This window comes from Pilimelia anulata, assembly GCF_014647895.1.
GTDB classification, from domain to species: Bacteria; Actinomycetota; Actinomycetes; order Mycobacteriales; family Micromonosporaceae; genus Pilimelia; species Pilimelia anulata.
In genome coordinates, this window is sequence record NZ_BMQB01000001.1 from 795,417 (window position 1) to 807,699 (window position 12,283).

Below are 12,283 nucleotides of genomic sequence, written 5' to 3' on the forward strand. Positions count from 1 at the left end.
TGCTCGATGTGACAGCAGCGTCATCTACCTGTTCTTCGACGGTACGGGTCGGGTGGTGCGGCGTTCCCTGGTCGAGTCGCCGGCCGAGGTGGCGGAGTGCGCGCGTGTCTTCGAGGAGTTCTGGGGCCTGTCCACAGATCACGATGAGTACCGACTCGATTGATGCCGCGACCGCGGGCCGCCGGGCTCTGGGGATTCGCCTCAAACGGATCCGGCAGGACGCGGCAATCAGCGCGCGCGAGCTCGCCGCCCGCTCCGGCCTGCACTTCACCCCCATCTCGAAAATCGAGAACGGCCACTGTTCGCCGAGTGAGTCCAACGCCCGTGCGTGGTGCCGGGCGTGTGATGCGGACGGCCAGTTGCCCGACATCATCGCCACGCTGCGGACGGTCGAGGAGGCGTACGTCGACCTGCGGACGCGGTATCGCGCGCTGGGCATGCGCAGTGTCTACCGGCCGCTCACCACGTACGCGAACACTCTGCTGTTCCGGATCTTCGAGCCGACCATCATCCCCGGCATGTTCCAGATCGAGCCGTATGTGCGCAGCGTCGTCCGATACCGGCGCGACGTCCACGACGCGGTCCGGGAGGTCGATGAAGCCGTCGCGTACCGGCTCAAGCGCGCCGAGGTCGCCCTGCGCCCACCGTCCGGCATCGTCGCCGTTCTCGGGGAGGCGGCGCTGCGCTTCCGGTACACGAGCGACGAGCACCACGAGGCCCAGTTGGTCCACCTGATCTCCTTCATGGGCCGCCCGGCGGATCATCGCGGGGATCCTGAACGAGCTCTGACCGGTCCGGCGCCGTCCGCCGGCGAATGGTGCTTCCGTCCCTCAAGGAGCTGTGATGCACCTGATCGGCCTCGACGACTTCCGCAGTCGGTACCGGAGCGTCCGGCGCCGGTTCGTCCACATCGAGTTGCGCGACTCCTACGGCATCGAAGCCGAGGACGAGCCGTTCCAGCGCTGGAAGGCCGGCGACCCCGACGCCCACCGGCTCGACGGCTGGTGCGACGTCGTCCGGGGGATGGCGAGCCGCGGGGTCCGGATGCGCCGCATCAAGATCGTCTACGAACCGCTCAGCGACTACCAGCGGTTCATCCGCGACGCCAGCCACGTCATCCCCGGAGCGGGCGAGGACATCCGATGGGTCAACCGCCGGGAGGCCGCGACCGTCATGATGCCGCCGACGGACTTCTGGGTGCTCGACGACAACGCCGTCATGTTCACGTTCCACTCGGGCTCCGGCGGCGGCCACGAGTACGGGCTGAGCGAGGATCCGACCGTGGTGCGCAGGTGCGCGTCGGCGTTCGACGCCGCGTGGGACGTGGCCACCCCGCACGGCGAGTACCGGCCCGGGTCATGAGGCGGCGCGCCGGGACCCTCATCACCGACACCGCGTCGGGTTACGGCACCAACGGGTCGGATCGGCGGTTGTCGGTGGAGTCCGCGTGGTCCGGTCGGCCGGGCGGCGCCCTCCGTACCATGCCGGGAGGTGAACGCCGGACCCGGAGGTGAGATGCTCGCGGAGCGGTGGACCTCGGTCACGTCCACGGAGTACCCGCACGAGCGGGAGGCGTTCGACCAGCTCCGCGCCGCGCTGCCCGACGCCGAGCCGTACCGCGCCTGGTCCAACTTCACCTTCACCTCCGACACCGGGCGGCCGTACGAAGTGGACGTGCTCGTCCTCGGGCCCGCCGGCTTCCTGCTGATCGAGGTCAAGAGCTGGGTCGGCGACCTGGCCATGCACGACGGGCGCTGGGTCAAGACCGCGCGCGGGCGGCAGAAGGACTTCGACAACCCGTTCCACCTCGCCGACGCCAAGGCCAAGAAGCTGGGCGGGCTGCTGCGCGCCGAGCCGGGCGACGCCGGGGTGCGGGTGCCGTTCGTCAGCGCGGCGGTGTACTTCAGCAAGGCCCAGCTCACCGTCGACCTGCCGGCGCACCAGCGGCACGGCCTGTACGGCCGGCCGCCCGGGCTGCCCGACATCGGCGCCCTGCTCACCGCCCCGCCGCGGGACCGGCGGGCCGCGGTCACCGCCGGCGCGGCCCGCAAGCTGACGGCGCTGCTGGGCCGGATCGGGGTCAACGAGAGCCGCCGGTACTACCGGGTCGGCGCCTGGTCGCTGGACCGGCAGCCGTTCGAGGAGGGCCCGACCTGGCAGGACCACCTGGCCACGCACGCCGAGCTACCGGCCGAGCGGCGGCGGGTGCGGCTGTACCTGGTGGAGCGGCGGGCGCTGGCCGCGCAGCGGGAGAGCGTCGAGCGGGCCGCCCGGCGGGAGATCGCCGCGCTGCACGGCATCGACCACCCGCACATCGTCCGGGTGGACGCGCTGGAGGGGCACGAGGCCGGGCCGGCGCTGGTGTACCGGTACGACCCGCGCAGCGTCCGGCTCGACCGGTTCCTGGCCGAGCGCGGCGACCGGCTCGCCGCGGGCACCCGGCTGGCGCTGGTCCGGCAGCTCGCCGAGGCCGTCGCGTACGCGCACCGGCACCGCCTGTACCACCGCGCCCTCTCCGCCCGCAGCGTGCTCGTCGTGCCGGGGCCCGGCGCCGGCGACGAGCAGGCGTGGGAGCGGCCCCGGCTGGAGATCATCGACTGGAACGTGGCCAGCCGCGCCCGGGCGGCCGACGACGACCCGGCGGTCTCCGGGACCGTCCACGCCAGCATGCACCTGGCCGACGCCGGCGATGCCTACCTGGCGCCGGAGTGGCGGCAGGGCGACGCGGACCCGATCGCGCTGGACGTGTTCGGCGTCGGCGCGGTCGCGTACGCCCTGCTCACCGGCGCGCCGCCCGCCCCCGGGTACGGCGAGCTGCTGCACCGGCTGGCCGTCGACAACGGGCTGCTGCCGTCCGCCGCCGCCCCGCACCTGCCGCCCAGCGCCGACGACCTGGTCCAGCCGGCCACCGCGCCCGTGCCCGCCCGGCGGACGGCCACGATGGACGAGCTGCTGGAACGCCTCGACGACCTCGAACGCGACCTCACCGCCCCGCGCCGCGCCGCCGACCCCGCGGTGGACCCGCTGGAGGCCGAGCCCGGCGACCGGATCGGCGACTGGGTGGTCGACCACGCGCTGGGCACCGGCTCGACGTCGCGGGCGTTCGTCGTCCGGGACGCCGCGGGGGAGCGGCACGTGCTGAAGGTCGCGCTGTCCCCGGCCAAGACGCCGCGGCTGGTGCACGAGGCCGCGGTGCTGCGCCGGCTGCGCGACGACAGCCGGACGATCCGGCTCCAGCACCCCGACGTGCTGACGATCGCGGGCCGGGCGGCGCTGCTGTTCGAGTACGTCAGCCGCGAGACGCTGGCCCGCCGGCTGCGCACGGCCGGGCCGCTGCCGCCGGCGGAGCTGGAGTCGTACGGCGACGAGCTGATCGGCGCGGTGGCGTTCCTGGAGGGCGAGAACCTGCACCACCGGGACCTCAAGCCGGACAACATCGTCATCCGCACCCGGGCCAAGGGCCCGGCGGCGCCGGTGCTGTTCGACTTCTCGCTGGCCGACCTGCCCGCCGCCGACGCGGGCGCGGGCACGCCCCGGTACCTCGACCCCTTCCTCGGCACCGCCGACCGGACGTCGTACGACGACGCGGCCGAGCGGTACGCCCTCGCCGTCACCCTGCACGAGCTGGCCTCGGCGACCCTGCCGACGTGGGGCGACGGGCGGACCGAGCCCCGGTTCACCACCGGCCCGCCGGTGCTCGCGGCGGCGGCGTTCCCGGCCGGGCTGCGGGCGGGGCTGGTGGCGTTCTTCGGACGGGCGCTGCACCGGGACGCGGCGCAGCGGTTCGCGTCGCTGCGCGACATGCGCCTGGCCTGGGCCGACGTCTTCCGCGCCGCCGGCCCGACCGCGCCCGCTCCCGAACCCGCACCACCGGTCGTCCCACCGGGCGACTCCGCGGCCTCTGCACCCGCCGTAGCCGCCGCTCTCTCCCCGTCCGCCGGGTTCTCCGCGTCCGTCGTACACGCTGCGCCCGTCGTGCTCGCCGCGGCATACGGCTCCGTCGGCGGCGCGGCGGGTGGGTCCGATCCGGCTCGGCCGGCGGTCGCCGACGCCGCCGTCCCGGCGCCGGGTGGCGGCTCCGCGCTGCCGCCGGGCGGCGTGCCGGCGGCCGCCCCGGGTCCGTCCCGCGCGGCGGGCAGCGCGGTGCGCTCGGCCGATCCGGCCGGCACCGCGGGGGGCGTCGCGCTGCCCGAGCCGGTGACCGCCGCCGACCTCGACCGCGCGCGGCGCGCGGTGGCCACGGCGCTGGCCCGGCGGGGCGGGCCGCTGCCGATGTCCCGGGTGGGCACCCTGATCATGGACGCGGCGCCGGCGGTGCACGCGACGAGGTGGGCGGGGTACGGGCGCCTGCTGGCCTTCGTGCGGGCCCACCTGCCCGAGTACCGGCACGTACCGGGCAACGGTGGCGACGGCGCCCTGCACCCGCCGCCCCGCGGCCCGGCGGCACCCGATGCGGCGTCATCGGTGACGAACCCGCGCGGGGTGGCCGCCGGCTCGACGACAGCGGGCTCCGCGCCGGGCGGCCCGGCGCCCGGCGCCCCGACGGGTGGCGGCCCGCCGCGCGGGGGCTCGACGGGCAGCGGCCCGGTGGGCGGGGGCCACGCGGCCGGTGAGCCCGCGGTTGGTGGATTCGTGGGCGGCGGGCCCGTGGCGGGAGGGTCCGCTGCGGGTGCGTCGCTGCGGGCGGACCCCCCGGAGCCGCCGGCGACTCCGCCGGCGGCGGCACCGGCGGTGCCGGCCCGGCCCGCACCGCCTCGACCGGGGCCGCCTCGCCCCGCGGCGGCTCGACCAGCGGGAACCCCGCCGTCAGCTCCGGCGGTGCCGACCCGACCCGCACCGCCTCGCCCCGCGCCGGTTCGGCCCGCGGGAACATCGGCCCCGCCTGCTTCACCTGCACCGGTTCGGCCCGCGGGAACGTCCCCCACGCCGACTTCGCCTGCGCCGGCTCGGCCGACTCCCGCTGCGGCGGTTCCACCCCCGTCGGCTCGGCCGATTCCCGCTGCGCCGGCCGGGAGTCGGCCGTCGGGCGGCCCCTCACCGGGCGGATCGGGTGAGTCGGTCGAGCCGTCGGCGGTCGAGTTGACCCGGGCCCGGCGGTCCATCCGGGCGGCGCTGCTGGCGCACGGCCCGCTGTCGGTGAGCATGATCGGGGACGTGCTGGTCCGCGAGACGCCGACGCTGTACGCGTCGAAGTGGGCCGGCCGGATCAAGCTGACGACCTTCCTGGCGGACCACCTGCCGGAGTTCACCCGCATCGATACCCTGTCCGGCCCGCTCCTGGCCCTGCCCGGCACCCCGGTCCCCGCGGGCGCCCGCCCCGACGCCGCGCCGGGCACCGCCACACCGAACACCGCCACACCGAACACCACGACCCGGCCGACCACAAGGGATTCGATCACCCAGGATGCGGCCACGCACAGCCCGGCCACCAAGAACCCGGCCACCAAGAACCCGGCCACGAAGCAGTCGACCGCGAAGAACCCGACCGACGAGCAGTCGGCCGCCAAGCAACCGGCCGGCAAGCAGCCGCCCGCACCCGCCGCACCGCCGACGCGGCCGGCCGGGAATCCCGCACCGCCGAAGCAGCAGCAGCCGAAGCAGCCGTCGCCGAAGCAGTCAGCGGCGAAGCAACCAGCGGCGAAGCAACCAGCGGCGAAGCAGTCAGCAGCGAAGCAGCCGGCTCCCGGGCAGCCGCCGGCGAAGCAGCCGTCGGCGAAGCCGGCGCCGGGCAAGCCGGCCGCCGCCGGCACTCCCGCGGCGAAGCCCGCCAGCCCCGGCCCCACCGCCCCCGAGCCCGGCCCCACCGCCCCCGAGCCCGCCGGCCCGGCCGCCGCCGCGAAGAAGCCGAGCACGAAGTCCGCGAAGGCGTCCCCGCCGGCAGCAACACCCGCCACGCCGCCGAAGCAGGGCGGCAAGCAGCCCGGGTCCACGCCCGCGCGGCCGGCGGCCGCGAAGGCCCCGCCGCCGTCCGTCGCCGAGCCCACCCGCCCGGCCGCATCTGCCACGCACCCCGTGCCGAACGCGCCCGCCACGAACCCCGTACCGCATCAGCCCGCCCCGCACCGCCGCACCGGCCTGCACGGCCTCCCGGCTGACCGCCGCGCCGCCCTGGTCGAGCGCGCCCGCGCCGTCCTCCGCGCCGCCCTGGCGGCCCGCAGCCCGCACGCCCTGCCCCTGGCCGCGGCCGCCCGGCTCGTCCGCGACGCCGTCCCCGGCCTGGCCCCCGACTGGCTCGGTACCGCCGACTTCACGGTCTTCCTCGCGGTCCACCTGCCGGAGTTCGCCCACCGCCCCGACCCGGACGGCTGGGTCCACCTCCCGTTGGAGCAGCGGATGCGCGCGCGCCTCGCCGACCTCTGGCGCACCGTGCGCGGCACCGGCCCCGAGAGCCGGTAGGACATCAGACCTTTCGTTCGGGTGCCGCGGCCGGCACCCGAATTCCACCCGCCGATGACCCATCCGGCCCCCGATTCGCGGACCAGCGTCCCCACCATCCGCATTCCGTGATCACTCCCTCGGCAAATCCGCACAATTCAGGGGTCGGCGCCGATATCGCGGGTACGACTGATGTCGAACGCGGGCGCCCCGGCCGTGGAGGTACAGCATGACCAGCATCGATCCGGCCCCGGCCGGCCCCGAGCGCGGCCGCGGCTGGCTGCGCCGGTTCGTCGATGACCGGGGGATCGTCACCAAGATCACCGCCGCGGTCCTGCTGATGGCCGCCGTGGCGGTCGCGGTCGGCGCGCTGGCGATCGCCCGGATGAGCGAGCTGAGCGAGAAGGCCGACGAGTTGTACACCAAGGGCGTGGTCCCGGTCCAGCAGATCGACCGGATCAAGCTCGACATGGACGAGGCCCGGCGCAGCATCCTCAACCACGCCGTGTCCCAGTCGGCGCAGTCGATGGCCAAATATGAGCAGGCCGTCGCCGACGACGACGCCGCGTTCGTCGAGGACGTCAAGGCGTACGCCGCCGGCGCCGCCGACCCGCAGCGGATCGAGTCGCTGGTCGCCGCCTGGGGCGAGTACCAGCGGGCGCGCGACGCCCAGTTCCTGCCGGCGAGCCGGAACAAGGACCTGGCCGCCGTCGAGCGGATCCGGGACACCGCGCTGCTGCCGCCCGCCAACCGGGCCAACGACGTCGCCCGCGAGCTGACCGAGCTGGAGACCGCGCACGCGAAGGCCAGCGAGGCGGCGGCCGCCGAGGCGTACCGGTCGGCCCGGACCGCGATCCTCGCCATGCTCGTCGGCGGCATCGCCGTGGCCCTGGCATTCGCCGTGTTCGTGGCCCGGGCGATCCTGGCCGGGCTGCGCCGGGTCTCGCACGCCATCGCCGGCCTGGCCCGGTGCGACCTGACCCGGTCGGTCGACCTGGCCTCCCGGGACGAGTTCGGGGCGATGGGCCGCGACCTGGACGTGGCGATCGCCGCCGTCCGCACCACGGTCACCGACCTCGCCGGTACGGCGACGGCCCTGTCCTCGGCGGCCGCCGAGCTGTCCCGGGTCAGCGGCGACCTCAACAGCGGCGCCACCGAGGCGTCCGAGAAGGCGTCGCTCGCGTCCAGCTCCGCCGAGCAGATCAACAGCAGCGTGCAGTCGGTGGCGTCCGGCGCGGAGCAGATGACCTCGTCGATCCGCGAGATCGCCGGTACGTCCAGCCGCGCCGCCAAGGTCGCCCACGACTCGCTCGACGTGGCCCGGACGACCAACACCCAGCTCGACGACCTCAGCCAGGCCAGCACCGAGGTCGGCGACGTGGTCCGGCTGATCACCTCGATCGCCGAGCAGACCAACCTGCTCGCGCTCAACGCCACGATCGAGGCCGCCCGCGCCGGCGACGCCGGCAAGGGCTTCGCGGTCGTCGCCGGCGAGGTCAAGGAGCTGGCCCAGGAGACCGCGCGGGCCACCGGCGACATCACCCGCCGGATCGAGGCGATCCAGCACAGCAGCCGCGGCGCCGGCGAGGCCGTGCACCGGATCGGCGAGGTGATCCAGCAGATCACCGAGTTCAGCACCACGATCGCCTCGGCGGTCGACGAGCAGTCCGTGACCACGAACGAGATGACCCGGTCGGTCGGCGAGGCCGCCCGCGGCAGCTCGGACGTGCTCGCCAACTTCGCGGCCGTGGCCGAGGTGACGACGGCCACCTCGGACGCCGCCCGGGCGAGCCGCGCGGCCGCCGACGACCTGTCCACGCTGGCGACCACCCTCAACACGACGGTCGACCGGTTCAACTACTGACCCCGCGGTACCCCGCCCAGCCCCCGAGGAGAACGATGACCGAGCACGCCTTCGACGCGGCCGACCCGTACGGCTTCCCCCGGCCCGACCTGGCCGAGGCCCACGCCGCCCTGACCCGCCTGTACGGCGGGGCGGCCGCCGGACTGTGGGCCGACCTGCTGCGCGACGCGGGCCTGACCGGCCACGAGACCGACCCGGCGTCGTTCGACCGCCTGGTCGCGACGATGCTGGCCGCCGACCCGGTCACCGGCCTGTGCGGCCGCGCGCTGGCGATCCGCGCGGCGACGTACGCGCACCTCGCGGCCGCCAGCGGCATCCTGCGCGCGGCGGCGTGACGTGACCGCCCCGTCCCCGATCACCGACCCGGCCCGGATCCGGGCGATGTCCGCGTACGACCTGTTCCACCCGGAGCTGACCGCCGCCCTCGGCGAGATCTGCCGGCGGACCGGCGAGCGGCTCGACGTGCCGCTGGCCGCCGCCCACGCGGTGCTGGACACGGCGACCGCCGTGCTGGCGACCAACGGCGGCCACACCGAGTTCCCGGCGGCCATCGGCGGCGTCCCGAACGAGCTGGCCCTGTGCCCGCGGGTGGTCGCCGCGCACGCCCCGTACGTGGTCGCGGACCTCGCCGCCCACGCCGACCACGCCGCCAACCCGGCGGTGCGGATGGGCCTGGTCCGGGCGTACGCCGGGGTACCGGTGACGCTGCCGAACGGCCACGTCCTCGGCACCCACTGCGTGCTGAGCCGGCAGCCGCGCGGCTTCACCGCCGACGACCTGGCGATCATGGTGGAGGCGGCGGACGAGATCGTCGAGCGGATCACCCGGTACCAGCGCGCCACCGCCTCCTGAGGCGCCCCGGGTCGATCGGGCGCGGCCTGTCGGCCAACCGGCCGAACTCCCCGGCGGCGCCGGGAAAGGCTCGGCCTGCCCGGGCGTCGGCCGATGTGCACCCGGCACCGACGTCGGGGGAGGTCCGGGAGCATGGCCCGTCGCGCACGCGCCGTAGTCACGATCGCATTCACCGCGCTGGCGGCCGCCGCGGTCGCGGCCCCGCCCGCCGCGGCCGATCCGGCGGGGGCCGACTTCAGCCTCCCGGCCCGGTCGCCCGGCGCCGAGGACCTGTACGGACCGCGATCCAACCGGTCGGCCGCACTGGCCCGACCCGCGCAGGACGCCGGGGTGGTCACGGCCAACGACGCCTTCTGGCCGGACGCCTGGTACGAGCGAACCGGCGTCGACCGGGCCTGGCAGTTGACGACCGGGGACCCGAGCGTGACGGTCGCTGTTCTCGACACCGGCGTGTCCGCGACGCCCGACCTCCCCGCCGAGCGCCTGGTCGCCGGGCGGGACGTGGTCGACGACGACAACGACCCGGCCGACGCCGACGGCCACGGCACCGCGATGGCCGGGATCATCGCCGCCGCCGGCAATGACGGCGTGGTCGGCGGGTACGGCGGCGGCGCGGCCGGCTACTGCTGGCAGTGCACGATCATGCCTGTCCGCGTGCTGGATCGCACCGTCACCGGCGGCCGGTACGCCGACGTGATCGAGGGGATCGAGTGGGCGGTGGCGCACGGCGCCGACGTCATCAGCATCCCGCTCGGCGGGCGGCAACCCAGCGCCGCGCTGGACGCCGCCGTCGCCGCGGCGGTCGCGGCCGGCGTGCCGGTGATCGCCGGGGCGGGATACCGGTACGCCGCCGCCGACGGCGCCAGCTACCCGGCGGCGAGCCCCGGCGCGATCGGCGTCGGCCGGCTGATCCGCGTGGGCGAGTACAGCAACGGCCGCGCCGAGTGCTCGGCGGGCAGCGACGCGTGGGTGGATATCGTCGCGCTGGACAGCGGCTACGTGGTCGATCCGACGGGCGCCGGCGGCGAGTGGCGCGGTGCCGACGTCAGCGCGGCGGCGGCCGCGGGCACGGCCGCACTGGTACGGGCCGCCGCACCGACCGTCTCGCCGGCGGCGGTCGGCCGCGCCCTGGCGGCAAGCACGCGGGAGACCCGGGGCATCGTGGGCGGCAAGTGGTGGCGGTGCGCCGCCGCGATGCTGGAGCCCGACCGCGCCGTCATGTCGGTGCTGCCGCAGCGGGAGACCGTGCTGCACGCCGGCACCCCGTCGGGCCGCGGCTGGATCACGGGGTATGTCGAGGTGGAGGGACCGGCGTCCGCGGAGTCGCTCACCGTCCTGTCCGGCGGCGACGTGCTCGCGACGGCCGCCGGCTCCGGTCGACACTTCAGCTACCGGTACTTCGCCACGATGCCCGGCACGATGCCGCTCACCGTGGTGGTCCGGCTCGCCGGCGGTGGGGTCGCGGTCGCCGTGTCGTCGGCCCGGGTGGAGCGCGCGGCCGCGCTGCTGCTGGGAAACACCCTGCCCACCCATGCCCGCGGCGCCATGACCGTCGACCTGATCGCCGAGCATGTGCGGGACATGGCCCTCGCGGTGTACACCCCCGCGACCGGCGGCGGGTGGGATCTCCGCTTCGAGGTGCCGGTCGGACCGAGTCGCTCGGTGTACGGGGAGACGATGGCGTCCGCCGTGCTGGACACGACCGCGCTCCCGAACGGCCGCGTGTTGCTGAGGTCGGCCGGCACGGACGTCGCCACCGGCCAGCGCGGCGAGCACGACAGCGCGTTGATCGAGGTCGACAACACCGCCCCCACCGTGAGCGTTGCGGCGTCGCCGAGGGCGAACGCCCTGGTCCGGGGCACGGTGGCGGTGACCGCGACCGCGCGGGACGCCGGCGGCATCCGCCGGGTCGACCTGGTCGTCAACGGCCGGGTCGTCGCCACGGACACCCGCGCGCCGTACCGGTTCGCGGTCGACGCCGCCCGCCAGCCCCGCACGATGCGCGCCCGGGTGCGCGCGACGGACCGGGCCGGCAATGTCCGGCACAGCAGCGAATGGCGCTGGCGTCGCCGCTGACCCGGCCCGCGCAGTCACGTACCGGTCCGGCGGCGCTGCCGCGGCGGCGCGGTCGCGGGTCAGGCGTTGGTGAGGATCGGGGTCGGCGCCGTCGGAGTCACCTCGGCCACGCCGCCGTGCCGGCAGTGCGGGCACCACGGCTGCAACCGCTGGTGGGTGAGCTGGACGAACAGCAGGTACACCAGCGACAGCACCGCCACCGCCCAGGCGACCCGCCCGACCGGCGACGCGTACAGCAGCGAGCACACCAGCACCGCCGCGAGGTACCCGACCGCGACCAGCCGCCGCTCGAACAGGTGCGCCACCCGGAACCGCCGCCCGTACCGCGCGGCGACGGCCGACGCGTCCAGCGGCATGGCCCGCACGCACCGCTCGCACAGCCGCCGCTGGTGCCGCAGGATCGCCCAGCCCAGTCCGGCGGCGACCGGCAGCAGGACGGCGAGCGCCGGCGCGGCGGTCGGGCGCGGTTCGACGGGCAGCAGCGCCCACACCGGCAGGGCCGCGATCAGCGCGGCGAGGACGCGGGTCGCGTGGTGCCCGACGACGTTGCTCATGGCGGCTGCCTCCTCCGAGCGCCGGGCCGGTGGGGGAGGGGCCGCGGCGCCGCGACCCGCCGGGGACGGGCGGGCGCGGTGTGCAGCCACGTTAACCGCCCGGGCCGTTTCCGGTGCTCCCACGCGGGGGCGCCGTCCGGGCGCGGGCCGGACCGCCCATCCGGACCGGGCGGCCGACATGCCCACCGGACGCCGGGGGTGAATCGGGCATTCCTGGTCGTTCCGTCCCGCGCGGGTTGCCGTGCCATCGACCTCACACCGGCGGGGCGTACCGCTTCCGTACCTCGCCGATCAGCTCCCTGCGACGCTCATGGAACGTCGCGCACGCGTGGCCGAACGTGTCGACCAGCGCCCGCAGCGGATCCGGATGGGCGGCGCTGGCCAGCGCCGGGTACGCGCACGAGGGCCGGTGGACCGGCCCGATGGGCAGCGGTGGCGGACCGTCTATCGGCACGTCGACCACCGTCAGCCGCAGGCTGCGTTCACCCGGCGGGTCGGGGTGGTCGGGGTGGTCGGGCAGCCAGTATGCGGCTGTCTCGCTGCCCTGTCGCACAACCGCGTC

Annotated in this window: 9 protein-coding genes and 1 pseudogene; 8 read left to right on the forward strand and 2 right to left on the reverse strand. The window is 76.0% G+C overall.

Going from position 1 to position 12,283, the window contains the following annotated elements:
- The first annotated feature begins 22 nt into the window (after window positions 1-22).
- The 8 genes and pseudogenes from IEY94_RS24230 (at window position 23) to IEY94_RS03585 (ending at window position 11,167) form a co-directional block, all read left to right on the forward strand.
- A complete protein-coding gene (locus IEY94_RS24230; RefSeq protein ID WP_373291207.1) occupies window positions 23-163 on the forward strand; it encodes a DUF6879 family protein in 141 nt (46 codons plus the stop codon).
- Window positions 144-743, forward strand: a pseudogene (locus tag IEY94_RS24235) (Scr1 family TA system antitoxin-like transcriptional regulator); the annotation flags it as partial. The gene IEY94_RS24230 and the pseudogene IEY94_RS24235, both read left to right, overlap by 20 nt.
- Before the next feature lie 100 nt (window positions 744-843).
- Window positions 844-1,362, forward strand: coding sequence for a DUF6879 family protein (locus IEY94_RS23285; RefSeq protein WP_229783277.1), 519 nt, complete (start codon window positions 844-846; stop codon window positions 1,360-1,362).
- A 129-nt stretch (window positions 1,363-1,491) separates the two neighbouring features.
- Complete coding sequence (locus IEY94_RS23915; RefSeq protein ID WP_189168530.1) at window positions 1,492-6,396, forward strand: protein kinase domain-containing protein; 4,905 nt, start codon at window positions 1,492-1,494, stop codon at window positions 6,394-6,396.
- Between the two features lie 208 nt (window positions 6,397-6,604).
- On the forward strand, window positions 6,605-8,239 hold the full coding sequence (locus tag IEY94_RS03570; protein ID WP_189168531.1) for a methyl-accepting chemotaxis protein: 1,635 nt from the start codon (window positions 6,605-6,607) through the stop codon (window positions 8,237-8,239).
- A gap of 35 nt (window positions 8,240-8,274) precedes the next feature.
- Window positions 8,275-8,574, forward strand: a complete 300-nt coding sequence (locus tag IEY94_RS03575; RefSeq protein ID WP_189168532.1) for a hypothetical protein — start codon at window positions 8,275-8,277, stop codon at window positions 8,572-8,574.
- 1 nt (window position 8,575) lies between these two features.
- Window positions 8,576-9,091: a GAF domain-containing protein gene (locus IEY94_RS03580; RefSeq protein WP_189168533.1), complete on the forward strand. Its 516-nt coding sequence runs from the start codon at window positions 8,576-8,578 to the stop codon at window positions 9,089-9,091.
- 132 nt (window positions 9,092-9,223) lie between these two features.
- Entirely contained in the window at window positions 9,224-11,167 is a 1,944-nt protein-coding gene (locus IEY94_RS03585) for a S8 family serine peptidase (protein WP_189168534.1), read from the forward strand.
- 59 nt (window positions 11,168-11,226) lie between these two features.
- Here IEY94_RS03585 and IEY94_RS03590 read toward each other — a convergent pair whose 3' ends face one another.
- A complete protein-coding gene (locus IEY94_RS03590) occupies window positions 11,227-11,721 on the reverse strand; it encodes a hypothetical protein (protein WP_189168535.1) in 495 nt (164 codons plus the stop codon).
- A 253-nt stretch (window positions 11,722-11,974) separates the two neighbouring features.
- Window positions 11,975-12,274 (reverse strand): hypothetical protein, encoded by a 300-nt coding sequence (locus IEY94_RS03595; protein ID WP_189168536.1) that lies wholly within the window; start codon window positions 12,272-12,274, stop codon window positions 11,975-11,977.
- Window positions 12,275-12,283 lie beyond the last annotated feature (9 nt).